The organism is Duganella paludis (assembly GCF_054461335.1).
In genome coordinates, this window is sequence record NZ_CM136922.1 from 4,186,000 (window position 1) to 4,206,186 (window position 20,187).

Annotated in this window: 19 protein-coding genes; 7 read left to right on the forward strand and 12 right to left on the reverse strand. The window is 63.8% G+C overall.

The genetic code is table 11. The features are described 5' to 3' along the window. Nucleotide 1 precedes the first annotated feature (1 nt). Nucleotides 2–808 (forward strand): NAD-dependent epimerase/dehydratase family protein, encoded by an 807-nt coding sequence (locus tag ACXZ1M_RS18560; RefSeq protein ID WP_459049123.1) that lies wholly within the window; start codon nt 2–4, stop codon nt 806–808. On the opposite strand, the gene ACXZ1M_RS18565 is transcribed toward ACXZ1M_RS18560, so the two are convergent. Beyond that, nucleotides 796–1,704: a LysR family transcriptional regulator gene (locus ACXZ1M_RS18565; protein ID WP_459049124.1), complete on the reverse strand. Its 909-nt coding sequence runs from the start codon at nt 1,702–1,704 to the stop codon at nt 796–798. The two genes, ACXZ1M_RS18560 and ACXZ1M_RS18565, sit on opposite strands and share 13 nt — an antisense overlap. 107 nt (nt 1,705–1,811) lie before the next feature. Here ACXZ1M_RS18565 and ACXZ1M_RS18570 point away from each other — a divergent pair, with 107 nt between their 5' ends. Then, nucleotides 1,812–2,210, forward strand: coding sequence for a RidA family protein (locus ACXZ1M_RS18570; RefSeq protein ID WP_459049125.1), 399 nt, complete (start codon nt 1,812–1,814; stop codon nt 2,208–2,210). On the opposite strand, the gene ACXZ1M_RS18575 is transcribed toward ACXZ1M_RS18570, so the two are convergent. The 3 genes from ACXZ1M_RS18575 to lepB all read right to left on the reverse strand — a co-directional run bounded on the left by ACXZ1M_RS18575 (nt 2,176) and on the right by lepB (nt 5,997). Beyond that, nucleotides 2,176–4,512 (reverse strand): CPBP family intramembrane glutamic endopeptidase, encoded by a 2,337-nt coding sequence (locus ACXZ1M_RS18575; RefSeq protein WP_459049126.1) that lies wholly within the window; start codon nt 4,510–4,512, stop codon nt 2,176–2,178. The two genes, ACXZ1M_RS18570 and ACXZ1M_RS18575, sit on opposite strands and share 35 nt — an antisense overlap. Then, nucleotides 4,509–5,249, reverse strand: a complete 741-nt coding sequence (locus ACXZ1M_RS18580) for an ABC transporter ATP-binding protein (protein WP_459049127.1) — start codon at nt 5,247–5,249, stop codon at nt 4,509–4,511. The genes ACXZ1M_RS18575 and ACXZ1M_RS18580 overlap by 4 nt, the downstream gene beginning before the upstream one ends. 70 nt (nt 5,250–5,319) lie before the next feature. Further along, nucleotides 5,320–5,997 carry a signal peptidase I gene (gene lepB, locus ACXZ1M_RS18585; RefSeq protein WP_459049128.1) on the reverse strand — a complete coding sequence of 226 codons (678 nt, stop codon included), beginning with the start codon at nt 5,995–5,997 and terminating at the stop codon, nt 5,320–5,322. A 91-nt stretch (nt 5,998–6,088) separates the two neighbouring features. On the opposite strand from lepB, the gene ACXZ1M_RS18590 reads away from it, so the two are divergent. Further along, complete coding sequence (locus ACXZ1M_RS18590; RefSeq protein ID WP_459049129.1) at nt 6,089–6,556, forward strand: hypothetical protein; 468 nt, start codon at nt 6,089–6,091, stop codon at nt 6,554–6,556. 5 nt (nt 6,557–6,561) lie between these two features. Here the strand turns inward: ACXZ1M_RS18590 and ggt are convergent, their stop codons facing one another. The 7 genes from ggt to ACXZ1M_RS18625 all read right to left on the reverse strand — a co-directional run bounded on the left by ggt (nt 6,562) and on the right by ACXZ1M_RS18625 (nt 13,801). Continuing rightward, on the reverse strand, nt 6,562–8,298 hold the full coding sequence (gene ggt, locus ACXZ1M_RS18595) for a gamma-glutamyltransferase (RefSeq protein ID WP_459049130.1): 1,737 nt from the start codon (nt 8,296–8,298) through the stop codon (nt 6,562–6,564). Nucleotides 8,299–8,309: 11 nt separating this feature from the next. Then, entirely contained in the window at nt 8,310–8,813 is a 504-nt protein-coding gene (locus ACXZ1M_RS18600; protein WP_459049131.1) for a hypothetical protein, read from the reverse strand. 155 nt (nt 8,814–8,968) lie between these two features. Continuing rightward, on the reverse strand, nt 8,969–9,856 hold the full coding sequence (gene rpoH / locus ACXZ1M_RS18605) for an RNA polymerase sigma factor RpoH (protein WP_459049132.1): 888 nt from the start codon (nt 9,854–9,856) through the stop codon (nt 8,969–8,971). Nucleotides 9,857–10,107: 251 nt separating this feature from the next. After that, nucleotides 10,108–11,028: a permease-like cell division protein FtsX gene (gene ftsX, locus ACXZ1M_RS18610; protein ID WP_459049133.1), complete on the reverse strand. Its 921-nt coding sequence runs from the start codon at nt 11,026–11,028 to the stop codon at nt 10,108–10,110. Continuing rightward, on the reverse strand, nt 11,025–11,681 hold the full coding sequence (gene ftsE, locus ACXZ1M_RS18615) for a cell division ATP-binding protein FtsE (RefSeq protein WP_459049134.1): 657 nt from the start codon (nt 11,679–11,681) through the stop codon (nt 11,025–11,027). Before ftsE ends, ftsX begins: the two co-directional genes overlap by 4 nt. 10 nt (nt 11,682–11,691) lie before the next feature. Beyond that, complete coding sequence (gene ftsY, locus ACXZ1M_RS18620) at nt 11,692–12,726, reverse strand: signal recognition particle-docking protein FtsY (protein ID WP_459049135.1); 1,035 nt, start codon at nt 12,724–12,726, stop codon at nt 11,692–11,694. A 124-nt stretch (nt 12,727–12,850) separates the two neighbouring features. Beyond that, nucleotides 12,851–13,801 carry a MerR family transcriptional regulator gene (locus ACXZ1M_RS18625; RefSeq protein WP_459049136.1) on the reverse strand — a complete coding sequence of 317 codons (951 nt, stop codon included), beginning with the start codon at nt 13,799–13,801 and terminating at the stop codon, nt 12,851–12,853. A gap of 273 nt (nt 13,802–14,074) precedes the next feature. Between ACXZ1M_RS18625 and ACXZ1M_RS18630 the strand changes: the two genes are divergently transcribed. The 4 genes from ACXZ1M_RS18630 to ACXZ1M_RS18645 all read left to right on the forward strand — a co-directional run bounded on the left by ACXZ1M_RS18630 (nt 14,075) and on the right by ACXZ1M_RS18645 (nt 18,413). Beyond that, the gene (locus ACXZ1M_RS18630; protein ID WP_459049137.1) at nt 14,075–14,608 is read left to right on the forward strand and encodes a chalcone isomerase family protein; all 534 of its coding nucleotides are present in this window, start codon (nt 14,075–14,077) and stop codon (nt 14,606–14,608) included. Beyond that, nucleotides 14,605–15,975, forward strand: coding sequence for an MFS transporter (locus ACXZ1M_RS18635; protein ID WP_459049138.1), 1,371 nt, complete (start codon nt 14,605–14,607; stop codon nt 15,973–15,975). Before ACXZ1M_RS18630 ends, ACXZ1M_RS18635 begins: the two co-directional genes overlap by 4 nt. A 753-nt stretch (nt 15,976–16,728) precedes the next feature. Continuing rightward, nucleotides 16,729–17,802, forward strand: a complete 1,074-nt coding sequence (locus ACXZ1M_RS18640) for a porin (RefSeq protein ID WP_459049139.1) — start codon at nt 16,729–16,731, stop codon at nt 17,800–17,802. A gap of 74 nt (nt 17,803–17,876) precedes the next feature. Next, on the forward strand, nt 17,877–18,413 hold the full coding sequence (locus ACXZ1M_RS18645; protein ID WP_459049140.1) for a hypothetical protein: 537 nt from the start codon (nt 17,877–17,879) through the stop codon (nt 18,411–18,413). Between the two features lie 28 nt (nt 18,414–18,441). Here ACXZ1M_RS18645 and ACXZ1M_RS18650 read toward each other — a convergent pair whose 3' ends face one another. Then, entirely contained in the window at nt 18,442–20,145 is a 1,704-nt protein-coding gene (locus tag ACXZ1M_RS18650; protein ID WP_459049141.1) for a thiamine pyrophosphate-binding protein, read from the reverse strand. Between the last annotated feature and the right edge of the window lie 42 nt (nt 20,146–20,187).

Genomic DNA, 20,187 nt, shown 5'->3' on the forward strand with positions numbered 1-20,187 from the left:
CATGGCAAAACCATTCAAACGATTGCTGCTGACCGGCGCCGCCGGCGGCCTGGGTAAAATTCTGCGCGAGCGCATCAAGCCGTGGGCCGATGTGGTGGTCCTGTCCGACATCGCCGACATGGGCGAAGCCGGCGAGGGCGAAGAGATCGTGCAATGCGACCTGGCCGACAAGGCTGCGGTGATGAAGCTGATGGAAGGCGTGGAGGCGGTGCTGCACTTCGGCGGCATCTCCACCGAGAACACCTTCGAGAACATCATGCAGGCGAATATCCTGGGCACGGCCAATTTGTACGAGGCCGCGCACAAGAAGGGCGTCAAGCGCATCATCTTCGCCAGTTCCAACCACACGGTGGGCTTCTACCGCAACACCGACTACATCGACGCCACCGCGCCGACCCGTCCCGATTCGTTCTACGGCGTGAGCAAATGCTTCGGCGAGCAGCTGGCTAGCTACTACTACGACCGCGTCGGCCTGGAGACGGTGTGCCTGCGCATCGGCTCCTCGTTCCCGGAACCGGTGGACCGTCGCATGATGGTGACGTGGCTGAGTTACGACGATCTGGTGGAAGCGCTGCACCGTTCGTTGTTCGCCACGCGCGTGGGCTTCACCATCCTGTTCGGCATGTCGAACAACGACGTGGCTTGGTGGGACAACAGCAAGGCCTCGCACCTGGGCTACAAGCCGAAGGACAGCTCCAGCCAGTTCGACGGCAAGTTCCCGGACAGCGGCGAATACCCTGACCGCAATGCCTCCGTCACCTACCACGGCGGCGGCTTCGCGTTGGCCGAGATCCGCTACAAGGACTGAGTTGCAGCCACCAACTCGTCTATCCACGCGATGAACACCCGCAGCTTGGCGCTGAGGTGACGGTTCTGCGGATAGGCGAGGTATAAAGGCATGGGAGCGAGCTGCCAGTCTTCAAACAGGCGTGTCAGCTCGCCGGCTGCGACATGCGGTTCGGCCATGTAAGTGGGCAGCCACAACACGCCCATGCCGGCCAGGCCTGCCGCCAGGTAGGCGTTGCCGTCGTCCGCCGCGACGACGTAGCGGCCTTTCAATTCCACCGATTCAGCACCGCGCCGCATGGGTATCGAAGCGATGCTGCCGCTGCTTGAGCGCAGGAAGCCTACGATGTGATAGGGCGCTTCATCCAGCTCGCGCGGATGCGCCGGCGTGCCCGTGCCGTGCAGGTAGGCCGGCGCCGCGTAGGCGCCAAGGCGCAAGTCGGCGACGCGGCGCGCGACCAGCGACGGCACGGTGATCTCGCCACCGCGCAGCACGCAGTCGACGTTCTCGCCGATGACGTCCACGTGGCGGTCGCTCACACCCATGATGACTTGTATGTCCGGATAGCGGCGGTGGAAGTCCGGCAGCGCCGGCATCAGCACCAGGCGCGCGAACGGGCTGGGGACATCGATGCGCAGGCGTCCGCGCGGCGCGGCCAGGTCGTCGGCCAGCACATTGTCGGCATCTTCCAGATCCGCCAGCAGGCGCACCACGCGCTCATAGTAGGCAGCGCCTTCGGGCGTTACCTTCACCTGCCGGGTGGTGCGGTTCAGCAGCTTGACGCGCAGGCGCGCTTCCAACTGCTGCACCAGTTGCGACACCGTGGTCTTGCTCATGTTGAGCGTTTGCGCCGCCTTGGTGAAGCTGCCGGCTTCCACCACGCGGGCAAAGGCTTGTAGCGTATCGAATCTGTCCATGGGCGTTGATTGTTTGTGATCGCCAAACAGTCATTGTACGTCTTGCCTGTTTATCGCCGGCCCGGATTTTTCTACAGTGTCTACTTCCATCACTGTAGGAGTTTGTCATGTCAGTACGCGACGTAGTCTTTCCCGCCGGCCGCCAGGAGCTGTATGAGCGCAACCGCTATTCGCCCGCCATCCGTTCCAACGGCTTCCTGTTCGTTTCGGGCCAGGTCGGCAGCCTGCCGGACGGTTCGCCGGAGCCGGAACTGGAAGCGCAAGTGCGGCTGGCGTTCCAGAACCTGAACGCCATTCTCGCCGCAGCGGGCAGCAGCTTTGACGACGTGATCGACGTTACCGTCTTCATCGTCGATCCGGCCAGCAGGTTCGAGCGGATCTGGTCCGTGGTTGGCGAGTTCTGGGGCGGTGCGCCACATCCCACCGTGACCGCCGTCGGCGTCACCTGGCTCTATGGTTTCGACTTCGAGATCAAGGTGATTGCGAAAACTGGAAACCCAGAATAGCGGCGTTGTAGGCCGCGTGGACCAGCATCGGCGCCAGCAGGGTTTTGCTGCGCTCATAGGCCCACGCGGTGCACAGGCCCAGCACGAACACCGGCAGCATCGACAGCGGCGGGTGCACCACCGCGAATACCGCAGCGCTCATCACCATGGCCGGCATGGCTTTCATCGAGCGGCGCAAGCCGCCGTAGATCAAGCCACGGAAAATGAATTCCTCGCACAGCGGTGCGGCCACCACGGTCAGCGCCAGTATCCAGCCGCGTGAACGGATCGTCGCCGCTGCCGCTTTCTGTATCTCCATCCACGCCGCCGTGTGCTGGATGGCCATCGTGTAGACTAATCCCACCGCGCATGCAACGACGGCGGCGATGGCAGCGCTGCGCAGCGAGACGCCGAAGTTAGCACCGCGCAGGATGGCCGGCACGCCGGCCGCCTTGCTGCGCCAGTACACTAGCCGCATCAGGCAATACACGGTCAGTCCCGCGATGCCGAAGGCGATGGTGATGGCCTGCATGTTCACCTTCTCGAAAAACAGCAGCGCGATGCCTTGCAGGATGAAGAAGGCGGTGGCGGCGATCAGGCCGTCGGACGTGGAGACGCGCGCCGGCGGCGCGGCGGCCGGGTCGAGCAGGTAGGGCAGCGAGTCGCGCGCCTTTTGCCACAAGGCCAACGCCAGCGAGGCGGTGAGCACCAGCACCACCAGCTTTTGTGACCACACGCTGCTGTAAATCGACCAGGTGTAGAAGCTGGCGAGCAGCATGTACAGGTAGACGTAGGTCGGCCGCACGCGGGTGCGAACGTCCACCGCTTGCGGATCACAGGCGAATACACCCAGCGACACAGCGATCATGGAATAGATCGGAATGCCGGCCACTACGGTCAGCGCCAGCACCAGCGTGTTCCAGTCGAACTGCGTGGTGTAGTAAGCGGTGAGGCTCAGCACCACGACGGGATAGGCCATGGTCAGCATGCCCCATAGCTGCGCCTTTTCCTTCAACACGCTTTCGATCGAGCGCGGCACCGTGTACAACAGCCACAGGACCTGGCCTTCGTTGTTCAGTGTCTGGAAGGCGGATAGCATCAGCACGTAGACGCCAAGGCCGAAGGCGATGGCGGCGGCCAGCGTGTGGTGTTCGCCCAGCTCCGCCATGCTATTCAGTTTGCCGTTGAAGACCATCTGGCTGCCGATGATGATGATCGGCAGCAGCAAGGTCTGGAACAGGAAATTTCGGTCGCGGCTCAGCAGGCGCAGTTCGCGGCGCTTGATGGGCGACAGCCAGCCGGCCAGGCCGCCGGTTGGTGTTGAAACAGCGGCAGGCGCACGTCGCACGCTTTCACGCGAGCCGGAATTGACCACGCCATGGCGCAGCTGGTGGCGCAGCAGCGCCATGCCGGCCCACATCAGCAGCGCGATTTCCGCCAGCAGCAGCGCGGCGTGCGCGACGAACTGCGTGAACTCGCGCGCCTGTATCGCTTGCATCACCAGGGCGGGCGGAGTCCAGCTTACCCAGGCAGGGAAATTACGCGCCCAGTCCATGGCGAAGCCGCTGGCCTGCGGCATGCCGAGCGCCATGACGAAGTAGATCAGCGGCAGGCTGAATAAGCCCGTCACCGCCTGCAGGTTGCGCAGTTGGGAAGCCGGGAGCCACATGCGCAGGCCTGTGTCGGCCAGCGTGTGCAGCATCGATGCCAGCGGCAGCAGCACCAGTGCGGCCAGCAGCGCGATCGGCAGCGCCGTCCAGGCATGGCCGGAATGCCAGGCGATCACGCCGTACACCGGTACAAACGCAAACCAGCCGGCGAAATTGCTGGCGCTGCGTTCCAGCACGCGCCCCCACAGCAGCGTGCTGCGCTTGACTGGCATGGTGACCAGCCACTCCAGGTCCCAGTCCGGCTGCGCCAATTCCTTGGTCCCCAGCGGCATCAGCACGGCGATCGTGAACAAGACCGCGAGCTCCGTCGTCAGCCCGCGCACCAGCGGTGCCGAGAACGGCGCTGTCGCCAGTTCCTCGACCGCCATTTGCTGGTTGACGTGGGCATCGCCTTCCTTGTCGACGTAGCGGCAGGCGCTGGCCGGGTCGAGGTGGCACTGCATGTTGACCAGCACATTGTGCGACATGCTGGTAAACGAGAAGGACATCAGCAACACCATCAGCGTGGTCAGGATCCACAGGTTGCTGCGCTTCGTGGCGATGCCATCGCGCGGCTTTTTCTTTTTGCGGCGGAACAGGTTATTGAACAGCATATTGCGCTGGCGCGTCAGGCGCATCCTGGTCATCAGCCAGATGGTTTGCAGCTCGGTCATTGCGCCGTCTCTTCCGCCGCTTCGTCGGTGATCTTCAGGAACACGTCTTCCAGCGAGCCGCTGGCCGAGGACTCGGCGCGGATTTCATCGAGCGTGCCGGTGGCAACCAGCTCGCCGCGATGGATGATGCCGACGCGGTCACACAGCTTTTCCGCCATGTCCAGCAGGTGGGTGGAGACGAAGATGGTGACGCCGCGCGCGGCCGCCGCCAGCAGGCGTTCCTGCACATCGCGCGAGGCGCGCGGATCGAGGCCGTTGATCGGTTCATCAAGGATCAGCACCGCCGGATCGTGGATCAGCGCGCAGGCCAGGCCGAGGCGCTTCTTCATGCCGAGCGAATAGTTGACGGCGTAGTCTTCGCCCGCTTCCTGCAGGCCGAATTCCGTCAGCAGGCGCGCGCTGCGCTCGGCCGCTTCGGCGCGCGCGTAGCCGTGCATCTCGCCGACGAATTGCAGGATCTCGCGGCCGCGCAGGTAGTCGTAGAAGATCGGTGTGTCGGGCAGGTAGCCGACGCGGCGCTTCACTTCGGCCGAGTCGCTGTGGCAGTCGAAGCCATCGATGATGACCTTGCCGCCGCTGGGTACCAGGATGCCCATCATCATGCGGATGGTGGTGGTCTTGCCGGCGCCGTTGGGGCCGAGGAAGCCGAACACTTCGCCGCGCCGCACGGTCAGCGTGAGCGGCTTGACGGCGTTGAAGTCGCCGTAGACTTTGGAAAGGCTTTGAAACTCGATCATGAAGGCACCGGCAATGTTATGAATTTACTACGCGATCATATCACCGCCGGCGCCTGCCTTCACCCTTTGTTTATTCCTTTGGATAGAGGCTCATGCCGAAGCGTTCGGTGCGCGGCATCCAGTTGCCGGTGATGTCGGCCGAGGCCAGCACGCGCTCGGCGCGGCCGATCAGCAGCGCGCGCGGCACCAGGCCGATGTAGCGCGAATCTTCGCTGTTGTCGCGGTTATCGCCCAGCATCATGTACTGGCCGGCCGGCACCACGACCGTGGAAAAATCGCGGCGCGCCTTTATCTGCGGGAGAAACTGGATGGCGTGGCTGCGCGGGCCGAGCGATTCGTCGACGCGCACCGAGGCCAGGTCGCCGACACCGTGGATGTTTTCCACGCCGTGGCTGATGGGCCCATAGCCGGCCGGCTGGCCGTTGATGATGAGCTGTTCATTGCGCATCTCGACGCGGTCGCCGGGCAGGGCGATCACGCGCTTGATGAGGCGCGTGCCGTTCACCGGCGAAGAGAAGGTGACGATGTCGCCGCGCTGCGGTTCGCCGGTGGGATGGATGACGATGTCGGTCAGCGGCACCTTGACGTTGTAGGCCAGGCGGTTGACGAACACCACGTCGCCTTCCAGCAGGTTGGGGTGCATGGAGGCCGAGGGGATCGGATTCCAGTCGGCGACGGCGGTACGGAAGATCCCGAACAGCATCAGGAACATCAGGAATCCTTTGTTGGCGCGCATCCAGTTCTTCATGTCTTCTCCCAAGTGGTTGATGGCGGGGCCGTGTGGCGAGCAGTATTATTGTTTCCAGATTCTTAATCATGGCTTAGCTGCCGGAGCGATCATGAAACTCAACGATCTGCCGTTCCCGCTTGTACCCCTTGCCGCACCTGGAGTTGATGCGTGTACGGCGCGCGATTGTGCTGAGCGCATTGGCCGCCGCCTGTGGCGCGGCGATCAGCTGGAGCGTTGGATGAAGTGTGTGCCGGAGCTGGCGCTGGCCGCCGCCGGCGCGGCGCACCTGTCGGCGCTGGTCTGCGAGGAAGCGGTGGGCTTGATCGCCAATACGCTGCTGGCGCTATCGCGTGAGCCGGAAGAGGCACGTAGCGGCAAGGACGATATCGAGACCTTGATGTGCGCCGTCATCCGATGCGATCCTCCACTGCGGAATGGGCGCAGCCTGATCACGTGCGATTGCGAGGCCAGCGCATGTTCGCACCATGCGCTGGCCTGCGCCCTGGCGGTTGGCGCCGTGCGCGGCATGCTGAGCGCCGTCAGCTGCCGCGCAGCGTCCCGCCTGCGCATCCCGTAATCAATCTAGTGCCCGCGCTTCTGTACCATCGCGCTGCCGACGCCGTGGCGCTGGCCTTCGCTGACGGCCGTCACCGTGCCGTCGGGATTGAACACCAGCGCATTGGCCGCGCCGATTTCCTCCGGCGTCTTGCTCCAGTGCTGGCCGGTTTTTTCCAACGCCAGCGCCTGCGCGCTGCCGGTGAAGCCCGGCTCCACATCGGTCGCCATGCCGTTGCGTTCGGACAGGCGCGGCGCGTTCAGCGCGTCCGGCATCGGCATACCGAGATCGACGTGATTGAAGATGGTTTGCAACACCGTGGTGATGATGGTGGCGCCGCCCGGACTACCGATGGTGAACGCCGGCTTGCCGTCCTTGAACACGATCGTGGGCGACATGCTGCTGCGTGGCCGCTTGCCCGCTTCCGGCACGTTTGGTGCAGGGCCGGAGAAGTCGAAGTCGGTCATCTCGTTATTCAGCAGGAAGCCGTAGCCCGGCACCACGATGCCGCTGCCGCCCCATGACTCGATGGTGTAGGTGTAGGAGACGATGTTGCCGTCCTTGTCCGACACGGTGAGGTGGGTGGTGTGCGCACCTTCGGCAATCAGCTTGTTGGCGTTGGGGCGCAGCGGCACGCTCTGGTCGTTCTGGAACGGGTACGGATCGCCGGCCGCAGCGTGGACGCTGGCTTGCTCGGGATTGATCAGCTCACGACGGCGCGCGGCGTAGTCCTTGCTCAGCAGGCCGGCCACCGGCGCTTCGACGAATTCCGGATCGGCCAGGTAGGCGTTGCGGTCGGCGAAGGCCAGGCGGCTTGCTTCCAGATACAGGTGTTCGGCTTTGGCGCGCGGCATGGATTTGAGGTCGTAGCCCTCCAGGATGTTGAGCGCCTCGGCCACCGCCACGCCGCCGCTGCTCGGCAGCGGCATGCCGTACAACTCATAGCCGCGATAGGTGCTGCGCACCGGCTGGCGCAGGCGCGCCTCGTAGTTGGCCAGGTCGGCCAGGGTCATGCTGCCGCCTTGCTTGTTGGTCTCGTCGACCAGCGCGCGCGCCATTTTCCCACTGTAGAACGCCTTGACGCCACCCGCTCCGAGTTCTCGGTAGGCCCTGGCCAGATCGGGATTGCGCAGCGTGGCACCGGCCGCGATGGCCTTGCCGTTCTTCAGGTACAGCGCGGCGGTGGCGGGGAATTTCGCGAACTTGCCTTCGTTCTCGCGCACCAGGTGCGAGAAGTTTTCGTTGACCTTGAAGCCCTGCGTGGCCAAGCCAATGGCTGGCGCCAGCACCTGCTTGAACGACATCGAACCATAGCGGTCCAGCGCTTCATGCCATCCGCGCACCGTGCCGGGCACGCCGACCGAGCGGCCGCTGGCGACCACTGTTTCAAAATCAAGCTCCTTGCCATCCTTCTGGAACACGGTCGGCGTGAAACTGGCGGGCGCCGTTTCGCGGTGGTCGAGCGTGATGACGCGCTTGTCCTTGGCCAGGTAAATCACCATCAGCCCGCCGCCGCCGATGCCGCAGCTGAACGGATCGGTCACGCCCAGCGTTGCCGCTGCGGCGACGGCCGCGTCGATGGCGTTGCCGCCCTGGTTGAGGATGGTGATCGCCGCTTGTGAAGCCGGCTCGCTGATGGTGGCCACGGCGCCGCCGGAGCCGGTGGCGACCGGAGTCTTGGCGGCGGCCGGCAGGGCCAGGGTGAGGATGATGGAGGAAACGAGAACGGTGCGGATGGGGGAAGAGCGGAGGACGATGGTCATGTGGGCAAGCTTCAAGGTGAGTTAATGTTGCTCACCTTTAAGCTTACCTGATAATCGGGTGCGGTTTCATCTTTTGCCGGCAACTGCTGGGGCTCGAATCCGGCCAGCGTAAAGTTCAGGCCGTTGCGCGTCACGCTTGGCGTGCCGTTGGGCATATTGTCCGAGAGGACGAAGCTGGTGGCTGTGCCGTCTGGGTGGCGCAGCGCGAAGCTGAAGCTGATGTAGCCGGCCCAGACGCACACGGCGCCGGCGCGGCAGCGGCTGTCGTTGACGCGTTCGAGGCGCACCACCGGCGCGGTCGCGGCCGTGCCCGCCGCAGCCATGGCCATGGTGGCGGCCGGGGTGATGACCGCGCTGCCGCCTTGGCGCAGCACATAGGTGTTGGAGAACGGCGCCGGCGCGGCCGCGCGCTGCGCACCGTTGGAATGGTTGATGTTGCCGCAGGCGTATAGCCCGGCCATGATGGCGGCCAGCAATGGCAACACTATGAGCTGGCGCAATATTGTTGTTTTCATCGGACTCTCCTGCATCTTTTGTCGGCAAGCTTAACAAAAAGACCACGATAGTGGCGCACGAACGGCACGCAGTCAGCGCCACGTCAAAGGAGGGACGAAAAAAAATGCCGCGCGGCGTGGACGCCGCGCGGCATTTCGGGAAGGGCGGTGACGGCTTACACGTAAGCGGCCAACGCACCCTTCATTTTCTTCAGTGCGGCAACCTCGATCTGACGGATGCGCTCGGCCGACACGCCGAACTCTGCGGCCAGCGTGTGCAGCGTGGCGCCGGAGCCGTCGTCGTTGGCCAGCCAGCGCGATTCGATGATGCGGCGCGAGCGGGCGTCCAGCTTGCCGAGGGCTTCTTCCAGGCCTTCGGACTGCATGCGGGTCACCTGTTCGGCTTCCAGCACGCGGGTCGGCTCGCTGGCTTCGGACGACAGGTAGGCGATAGGCGCGAACTTGTCGTCTTCGTCATCGGTCGGCGATTCCAGGGCGATGTCGCGGCCGCTCAGGCGCGTTTCCATCTCGATCACTTCTTCGCGCTTCACGTCCAGCGTTTTCGCCAGTTGGTCGATCTGGGCCGGGGTCATGGCGTCCAGGCCGGTCTTGTGGCTGCGCAGGTTGAAGAACAGCTTGCGCTGGGCCTTGGTGGTGGCCACTTTGACCAGGCGCCAGTTCTTCAGGATGTATTCGTGCATCTCGGCCTTGATCCAGTGCATGGCATAGGACACCAGGCGCACGCCTTGATCGGGGTCGAAGCGCTTGACCGCCTTCATCAGGCCGATATTGCCTTCCTGGATCAGGTCGCCGTGCGGCAGGCCGTAGCCCAGATAGCCGCGCGCGATCGACACCACCAGGCGCAGGTGCGACATCACGAGTTGCTGGGCGGCGCCCAGGTCGCTTTGTTCCTTGAGGCGCTTGGCCAGCGAGATTTCTTCGTCGTGCGTCAGCATCGGCAGGCGATTGACGGCCGAAATGTAGGCATCCAGGTTACCCAGGGTGCCAGTAAACCCGAGTTCCAGAGCACTGTTTTTTGCAGGTATCACGGACATCGTCGTCATTTTCGTTTCCTTCGCTTGAGATTGCTTTTGAGCACTTGTGTACCCTTTGGAACATATATTAGCACTCTCTGTCGATGAGTGCCAATCTTCCAAATTTTATGGGCCTGATAGCAAATCGCTATCAGGACTTCCGTTGTATTTAGAATGCTTGATGGATCTTAGGGAGGGCTTAACTATCAAAAGATGCTAGGCCTGTGCGGAAGCGCGTTCCGTGCGCGGACGCACGGAACGGCAGAGTCCCAACATCGGGGTCAGTTGAGGCGGGCGGTGTGGCGCTTGACTGAGAGGCGGGCGCCGATTAGGCCGAGGCCGGCCGAGAGGGCCAGCAGGCTGGCCATGGCCGGCGGCGCCAGCGGAGCCAGCTGGAATTCCGAGGCGTACAGTCTTGCGAATTCGGCAATCGCGGTGTTGAGCGGATTCAGCGCCAGCGTGACCGCGCCCAGGGCGACGCCGCCCGCGCACAGGCCCAGCACCGCGCCCGTGTAATAGAAGGGACGGTGGATGAAGCTGTCGGTGGCGCCGATCAGCTTGGAAACCAGGATTTCCTCCCGCTGCGTCAGCACCTGCAGGCGGATAGTGTTGAAGATGACCGCCACCACCACCGTGCCCAGCGTGGCCGCGAGCAGCAGCAGGGCCAGTCGCAGCACGTTCAGCAGCGCGGCCAGGCGCTTGACCCAGGCCGAATCGACCTGCACCGTGTCTACGCCCGGCAGCGCGCGGATCTGCTCGGCCAAGGCGTCGACGTCGCCGCCGGCCTGGGCGTTGCGGAAGGCGTCCAGCTTGAGCACGTAGCTGTCGGGCAGCGGGTTGTCGCCCAGTGTGGCCAGCACGTCGGCCAGGCCGTTCTTGTCTTTCAGGTTGTCCAGCGCCTTTTCGCGCGGCGTGAAGATGATCTTGGCTTGCTTGTCGTGCACGGTCTGGCGCAGCAGCACGGCCAGCCCTTCGGCCTGCTCGCGCGGCGTGTCCTGTTTCAGGAAAATGCTGATTTCCGGATCGACCGACAGGGTTTCCGACATCGGCCGCACGTTGTCGAGCAGGGTCACGCCCATGAAGGGCAGGGCCAGCGCGATCGCTACCACTAATATATTGAACAGGAAACCGCCCGGCGAGCGGCGCAGGTGCACCAGCGCGGCGGCCAGGGCGTAACGGTGTTGACGCAACCAGTAAGTCATTCCGGCACCTCCACCTGGCCTTGGTTGAGATGGATGACGCGCGCGGCCGAATCGAGCATCTGCTCGTCGTGGCTGGAAATCAAACAGGTCACGCCGACGGAGTTGAACGCTTTCAGGGCGTCCAGCACCTTGTTGGCGCTGGCGCGGTCCAGGTTGGCGGTCGGTTCGTCGGCCAGGATCACCTGCGGCCGGTTGACGATGGCGCGCGCGATCGAGACGCGCTGCTGCTCGCCGCCGGACAGGGCCAGCGGCTGGGCATTGGCGCGGTCGCCCAGGCCGACCTTGTCGAGCGCGGCGCGGGCGCGTTGCTCTGCTTGTTGATGCGAGGCGCCGGTCACCAGCAGCGGCAGCATGACGTTGGCCAGCACCGTGCGGTCGGTCAACAGGCGTTGCTGCTGGAAGATCAGGCCGAGGTTGCGCCGCAGGAAGGGCACGGCCGACGGTTTGATGCGGGCGATGTCCTGGCCGTTGACGATCACCTGCCCGGCGCTGGGGCGCTCCATGGCCGCGATCATTTTCATCAGGGTGGATTTGCCGGCGCCGGATGGGCCGGCCAGAAAGACCAGTTCGCCTTTTTCTACGGTCAGGGAGATGTCGCGCAGCGCCATCACATCGGAAGAATATTGTTTGGAGACGTTCCGGAATTCGATCATAGAGGTCTGATTAGCCTAGCAGTGCTTCGACAAACTCGGCAGCCACGAAGGGCTGCAGGTCTTCAATTTTTTCACCAACGCCGATGAAGTACACCGGCACCGGACGCGCGCGCGCGATGGCCGCCAGCACGCCGCCCTTGGCCGTGCCGTCCAGCTTGGTGATCACCAGGCCGGTCAGCTTGAGGGCGTCGTCGAAGGCTTTCACCTGCGCCAGCGCATTTTGCCCGGTATTGCCGTCGATAACCAGCAGCGTTTCGTGCGGTGCGCCCTCCAGGCCCTTGCCGAGCACGCGCTGGATCTTTTTCAGCTCTTCCATCAGGTGCAGCTGGGTCGGCAGGCGCCCGGCGGTGTCGATCATGACCACGTCCATGCCTTTGGCCTTGCCCGACTGCACGGCGTCAAACGAGACGGCGGCCGGGTCGCCCGAGGCTTGCGAAACCACGGTGATGTTGTTGCGCTGGCCCCAGACCATCAGCTGCTCGCGGGCGGCGGCGCGGAAGGTGTCGCCGGCGGCCAGCAGCACCGACTGGCCGTGGGTCTGCATGTGCTTGGCCAGCTTGCCGATGGTGGTGGTCTTGCCGGCGCCGTTGACGCCGGCGATCATCATTACGGTCGGGGTGTGGCGGCCCAGTTCGAACGGACGCTCCAGCGGCGACAGCAGGTCGAGCAGCAGCTGTTTCAGCGCGGCCTTGACGGCGGCCGCGTCCAGCAGCTTGTCGTCCTTGACCTTGCGCTTGAGGGCGTCGAGCAGGTAGGTGGTGGCGTCGACGCCGGCGTCGGCCATCAGCAGGGCCGATTCCAGCTCTTCATAGAGGTCGTCGTCGATCTTGGCGCCGACGAACAGCACCGACAGGTTGGACGAGGTTTTCGACAGGCCGGCCTTCAGGCGCGTCATCCACGATTGCTTCTGCGCCGGCTCTTCGATCGGCAGCAGGTCGGGCAAGTCGGGAAGATCGGGCGTGACGGGGGCGACGGGAGCAGGGGCGACGACAGACGCCGCAGGCGCTTCGGGAGCGACAGGTTTTTTCTTGAAGAAACTGAACATGGGTATGTAGTTGGGGTGCTGGCCAGCACAAAGTTTGCCTATTTTACCAGAGCGCTACCCCGCACTACGAACGCGGGGTCTGACCCAAGGGTCAGACCCCGCGGCGGACCGACGTGCGGGGTGCTTAGCCGGCCGCGCGAGCCCCGGCATGGCGCGCGCGCCAGGCGGCGATGGCGGCCGTAATCTCGGCCAGTTCAAACACCCGCACATACGACGGCCGCCGGCGTTTCAGGGCGGCGTTGCTGCCGCCGGCCCACAGTTCGGCGGCGCCGTTGAGGCGGGTGTGCAGTTCCGCCAGGCCGTCGACTGCTTGGCGCGGATTCATCGCCACCGAGAACGACAGGGCGATGATGTCGACATGCTGCACGCGCGCCGCCTCGACGATATCGGGCAACGGCGTCTGCACGCCCAGCGAGATGCATTGCGCGCCTTCGGCCACGCACATGGCTTCGGCCATCAGCAGGCCCAGGCCGTGGCGCTCCTGCGGCAGGGTGGTCAGCAGGATGCGCGGTGCGCCGATGTTGCTGGCGCTGGCCTGCGGCATGCCGAAGATGGCGCCGCGCATCATCACGGTGAGCGATTCGGTATATAGATGTTCTTCAAAGGTCGCCAGCTGGCCGCTGGCCCAGGCTTCGCCGATGAGCGTGGTCAGCGGCGCCACCAGATCGATCACGAAGCTTTTCAGGCCCATCATCATCAGCGCCTGCGACAGCTTGCGGCGCAGCGCCTCCATCTGATGGCTGGTGCACAAATCCAGATAGCTTTGCAGTTCCGGTCCCGGCGCGCCGACGCGGCTGCCACGGCCGCTGGCCGTGCTGGTCAGGGCTTGCAGTTCGTCGGTGCTGTACTGGATCACTTTGCCGGGACGGAAGCCGAGGTCGATCAGCCGCTTCACCAGGCGCAGCTTGTGCACCTGTTCGACGGGATAGACGCGTTCGCCGTTCGGATCGCGCATAGGCTGGGGGAAGGCGTACCGTCGCTCCCACACACGCAGGGTTTCCTTGGCCACGCCAGTATCGCGTTCGACGTCGCTGATCGTGCTGGAAACGGGTTGTGAGAGCGCTGTATTTGTCATCTGGAGTCTTCGGCGATTGCGGGTTTGGGCAAGCGCGACCTGCATTCTACCTTCGTTTTCCGCGTGAACACACAGCGACTGAACTCTCGTTCAGCGGCGCTAACTTAACGAAAACAGCTTGTCCACGACACACAGTTGACATCCGGAACTAATTAACTAAATATTGGTTTTGATCTATGATTGTCCAGGACAAAATTATTTCATTTGGTTGCAAAAATAGTGTTGTAAGGACATATTAGTCATTTGGCAGCGGTAATTAAAGGATGGAATGGCATGCGCGCCTGGTTGATCGCTTTATGCTTGTTGTGCGGGCCGCTAGTTGCTGCACCTGTTGCGCCGACATATGTCGGCCAGGAGCTGGGCGCGGCGCGCTTGAGCGGGCAGGGCAACTATACCTGGTTCGGCCTGAAGATCTACGCGGCTGAGTTGTGGCTCGGCCCGCAGGGCTATGCGGCCGACGGCGTGCCGCTGGTGCTGGAGCTGCGTTACGCGCGCGCGCTGAACGGTGCCAGGATCGCGGACGCCAGCGTGGAGCAGATGGCGCATATCGGCGCCGGCAGTCCGGCGCAGCGCAGCGCCTGGTTGGCGCAGATGAAGGCGATTTTCCCGGATGTGCAGGATGGCACGCGGCTGGCCGGCGTGTTGCTGCCGGGGCAGGGCATGCGGTTTTATCGCGACGGCCAGTTGCTGGCGACGGTGCCCGATCCAGCCTTCGCGCGGGCTTTCTTCGGTATCTGGCTCGACCCGGCCACCAGCGCGCCCAAGCTGCGCGAGGCCTTGTTGCGCGACGCAGCGGCGCGGCCGTGACGGGCGATTCCGCCTCTCCCGGCCGGTCCGTCCCCTCGGCCGCAGTCGCGCCGCTGCCGCTGCCGCTGGCGGCCATGACGGCATACGGCCTGTTCGGCATGCCGCTGGCGATGCTGGCCTTGCCCATCTATGTATACGTGCCGCAGTTTTATGCGCAGCGCGGCGGCCTGACGCTAGCGCTGATCGGCGCCGCGCTGTTGGCGGCGCGCACTGCGGCGGCGTTTGTCGATCCCTTGCTCGGCTGGTGGATTACGCGCTCGGGCGGTGCTTATCCGCGCTTCGTGGCAATGGCGCTGCCGTTGCTGCTGCTCGGTTATGGCGCGCTGTTCCATCCGCCGGCGCTGGCTGAAGCTGCCGAACTGGCGTGGTTTCTAGGCGCGTTGATGCTGGTGTATCTGGGCTTCGGCATGGCCACCATCGCCCACCAGAGCTGGGGCGCGGCGCTGACGCAGCGGCCGGGCGAGCGGGCGCGGCTGGCGGCGGTGCGCGAGGGCTGCGGCCTGCTCGGCGTGATGACCGCCGCCGCCGTGCCGGCCCTGGCCGGCTACAACGCGCTGAGCATCACTTTTGCCGCCATCCTGCTAATCGCCGCCGCCATCCTGCTATTCAAGGCGCCTCGCCCGGCAAGCGCCATCGCCGGCGCCGGCGGCGTCGCCAGCACGGCCGCAGCCGCCAACGCCGCCAATAAGGCGGTAACCATCGCCGTCACCACGTCCACCGCGATGCCGGTTGCGCCGGGCCTGTCCGAGATGCTCGCGCCATTCCGCCAGCGGCGCTTCCGCTGGCTGTTCGCGGTGCTGCTGGTGAACGGCGTCGCGGCGTCGATACCGGCCACGCTGTTCCTGTTCTTTGCCGAAGACCGCCTGCGGCTGGGCGCCAATGCCGGCTTGTTTCTGCTGCTGTACTTCGCCAGCGCCGCCGCCTCCATGGCGGCCTGGCCGGCCATCGCCGCGCGTGTGGGCGAGGCGCGCGCCTGGATGGGCAGCATGTTGCTGACGGCCGCCGTCTTCATCTGGGCCTACGGCCTGGGCGCGGGCGACGTCGTTTCCTACGGTGTGATCTGCGCCTTGTCCGGCTTGGCGCTGGGTGCCGACCTGGCACTGCCGCCGGCGCTGCTGGCGGCCACCATCGCCTATGCCGGCGACAGCGGCAAGCGCGAAGCGGCCTATGTCGGCGCCTGGAACTGGGGCGTGCAGATGACGCTGGCCCTGGCCGCCGGCGTGGCGCTGCCGGCGCTGGAGTGGCTGGGCTACCGGCCCGGCATGCAGCAGGGGCTGGCGGCGCTGTCGTTGGCCTACGCCTTGCTACCTTGCGCCCTTAAATTGCTGGCCGCCGCCTTGCTGTGGCGCGCTCCCCTGGGCGAATGATCGCGCATGCTGCGGGGTTTCGTGGTGCCTGATTGAAACAATTTCATACGATCAGGCGATCGCGCCCGTGCATTAGCTGCACTAAACCAGTGCGCTTGTGCAAGAAAATGCACTATTTTGTCTCGTAAATGCAACAGGTAGCAATTTCTTACAAATCGGTAACGGCATGCAAGCGACTGCTCTTTTGACAAAATTTACTACACAACTAAAGCTGTAATACGGGGTGCAAAGTTGGTTTACGGGCTATTTTGCTGGATAAAACTGCCGAACAAAGTCTGGGGTTGTTAGCTTATTACCATTTGGTAGAGGTGGTCGCGTGGAGGGTTCAGTATAAAATAGCGTCAGAAATAGCAATCTGGCTATTTTTACTTGGTCCGAAGAGCAGTGGTACATCAACCGTGTTCCTCGTGCGGAAACCCGGCCCGGTTCGCTTGATCGGCAGGAAATATTGCGATGCGGTAAAATGCCGGTGCTTTAGAAAATCACAAGCATGCAGACTGTTCACTATGAATGGTTTTACACTTGTTGAAGTTTCTTGGCATCAGTATAGTGCCGCCTCCGGCGCTCCATGAGAGCGCTGCGACAAAGCCGGCGTCGATTTATCGGCCGCAACATAGTGAACGCATCCCCAGGGATGCACAGTGGCAGCTGGGGAGTTTGCCCTCACGCACAAATGGTTCAGCCGAGAAGCACCGAACACGCCGTCGTACTACTGGCTCATTTTTACAGCAACACAACTGAAGGAAACACGTAATGAAAAAATCCCTTATCGCTATCGCCGTACTGGCAGCAACCAGCTCCGCAGCATTCGCCCAATCGAGCGTCACCATCTACGGTATCGTGGACGCAGGTATCGTCGCGGAACGCGGCGGCGCAGCTGGCAACGTCAGCAAAGTCACCAGCGGCGCAGCTTCGGCATCGCGCATCGGCTTCAAAGGCACCGAAGATCTGGGTGGCGGTCTGAGCGCAATCTTCAAGCTGGAAACCGGCGTGCGCGTCGATGACGGCACCCTGGACAACACCACCAGCACCCTGTTCAACCGCGAAGCCTATGTTGGCGTTTCTTCGAAGACCGCTGGTACCCTGACCCTGGGTCGTCAGTACACCCCTTACTACGAAACCCTGCGTGACGTAGGTGACCCGTTCGCAATGGGCTACGCTGGTACCGCTAAAAACCTGTTCCCAGTTGCCAGCTTCATGACCCGCAACTCGAACGCCGTGGTCTACAAATCGCCTAACCTGTCGGGCGTGACCGCTGCTGTATCGTACAGCCTGGGCGAAACCGCAGGCGACGCATCGGCTGCTCGTCAGATCGGCGCATCGCTGGGTTACAACAACGGTCCTCTGAACGTTGCTGTTGCTTACAACCACAAGAACAACGACACCGCAACCCTGAAGACCGCCGGCATCGGCCACAACGGTCTGATCGCTGCCAACTACGACTTCAAAGTAGTTAAAGTGTTCGCTGCTTACTCGCAAGACAAAGGCCTGAACAGCGCGCCTCTGAACGGTTCGGCAACCGCCTACGGCCCAACCTTCGCTGCTTCGCAAGACAGCAGCGATGCACTGATCGGCCTGCAAGCGCCAGTATCGACCGCCGGCACCGTGATGGCTTCGTTCATCCGCAAAAACGACAAGCAATCGGCTGACCGTGATGCAGATCAGTGGGCAATCGGCTACAGCTACGCTCTGTCGAAGCGCACCAGCACCTACATCGCTTACGCTAAAATCAAAAACAAAAACGGCGCAGGCTACACCGTTGGTAACAACACCGAAGCTGGTTCGGGCGACAAAGCCTTCAACCTGGGCCTGAAGCACTCGTTCTAATCTGATTATTCAGGTTTAGAATCCACAACGGCTGCCTGGTGCAGCCGTTGTTCTTTTCTGAAAGCGTATTGAGTATGACGACGACACGACGCGCGCTGTTTGCCGGCGCCATCCTGCTGGCCTCCTGCGCCGTGCTGGCCGCGCCCAAGGGCGGCAAGAAGCCGGGCGCGTTGCCGCGCCACGGCATGCTGGTGTTTTCCGATTTATGCATCCATCCCGGCAGCGGCGAATTCGGCGGCCAGCGCATCACGCTGCAGCGCTTCGATGAAGTCGATACCGTGCTGTACGAATACACGGCCGGCGGCTTGAGCTGGCCGGTGGTGGCCAGCGACGTGACCGTCGATCCGCGCGGCCAACAGTTTTACTTCACGGTGCGTCCGCCCGATGAAGAAGAGCGCATCATCAACGGCAAGCTGGCCGACAACGGCAAGACGCTGGTGCTTGAAGGCGGCTATTGCGAAGACCAGTCGGTGCCGATGCGGTTGCCGCTGGTGACCGATTTCAGCCGCAAGGCCGGCGTCTGCCGCGCCTGTCCGCCGCCGAAAACCAAGCCTGAGAAAGAAGAAGAGCCGGTGATCGACACCGGCTCCTCGCGCACCGCCGGCCTGTAGGCCGGCTCTTCCTCGCTTTTTACGTTGCCTACTTGGCGGCCTTGGCCGCCGCCGCCGTGGCGCGGATGGTTTCCAGCGTGGCGCCCGGCGTGATCAGGTTGCCGTCGTAGCGCAGTTCGATCAGGGCCGGCAGGTTTTTCTCGCGCGTGTGGGCCAGCGCGCGTTCCAGCGCCGGCGCGAATTCCTCGGTGCGCGTCACCACTTCACCGATGCCGCCATAGGCCGCCGACAGCGCGGCGAAATCAGGATTGTGCAAGGTGGTGCCGGACACGCGGCCCGGATACTCGCGCTCCTGGTGCATGCGGATGGTGCCGAACATGGCGTTGTTGAACACGATGATGACCACGCCGGCCTGGTACTGCACGGCGGTCGCCAGTTCCTGGCCGTTCATCATGAATTCGCCGTCGCCGGCGAAGGTGATCACGGTGCGCTCGGGATCGATGATCTTGGCGGCCACGCCGGCCGGCACGCTGTAGCCCATGGCGCCGCTGGTCGGCGCCAACTGGGTGCGCATGGCGCCGTAGCTGTGGAAGCGGTGCGCCCAGGTGGCGTAGTTGCCGGCGCCGTTGGTGATGATGGTGTCGTGCGGCGCCAGCTTTTCAATCTGCTGCACCACCTGCCACAGGTCGAGCGGGGCCTTGCCGTCCTTGAAGATGGCCGGCTGTTCCTTCCACGCCGCGTAGTCCGCGCGCGCTTCGGCCGCCGTGCTTTGCCAGGCCGAGGCATCGACCGGCTCCATGGCCGCCAGCATGGCCGCCACTTGCGGCATGCCGCTATTGATCATCAACTCGGCCTGATAGACGCTGCCCAGTTCCTCGGTATCGGCATGGACGTGGATCAGGCGCTGCGCCGGCACCGGCGCGGCGATGATGGCGTAGCCGCTGGTGGTCATCTCGCCCAGGCGCGGACCGATGGCCAGGATGACGTCGGCCTCGCGCACGCGCGCCGCCAGCTTGGGGTTGATGCCGATGCCGACGTCGCCGACGTAGTTCGGGTGTTCGTTGTCGAGCAGATCCTGGAAGCGGAAGGCGCACGACACCGGCAGCTGGTTGGCTTCGGCGAAGCGCTGCACATCGGCGCAGGCTTGCTCGTTCCATCCGCCGCCGCCGATCAGGACCAGCGGCTTTTTCGCCGACGCCAGCATGGCGCGCACGGTGTCGATCTGCGCGGCCGACGGTGCGGCCTGCACCGGCTGGTAGCTGCGGGTGTCGGCCACGGCGGCCTTGGTGATCAGCATATCCTCGGGCAGCGCCAGCACCACCGGGCCGGGACGGCCGCTGGTGGCGATCTGGAAGGCGCGCGCGATGTATTCCGGAATGCGGTCGGCGCGGTCGATCTGGGTGACCCACTTGGCCATCTGGCCGTACATGCGGCGGTAGTCGATTTCCTGGAACGCTTCGCGGTCGATGAAGTCGCTGCCGACCTGGCCGATGAACAGGATCATCGGGGTCGAATCCTGGAAGGCCGTGTGTACGCCGATCGACGCATTGGTGGCGCCCGGGCCGCGCGTGACGAAGCAGATGCCCGGCTTGCCCGTCATCTTGCCGTAGGCGTCGGCCATGAAGGCGGCGCCGCCTTCCTGGCGGTTGATGATGAAGCGGATATCGGAATCGTGCAGGGCGTCGAGTACGTCCAGGTAGCTTTCGCCGGGTACGCCGAAAGCGGTGTCTACGCCGTGGATCTTCAGGGCGTCGACCAGGATCTGGCCGCCGGTGCGGGATGGATGCGTCATTGTTGTGAGCCTTATACGGTGTCGGTATCCCGGTATTCTACG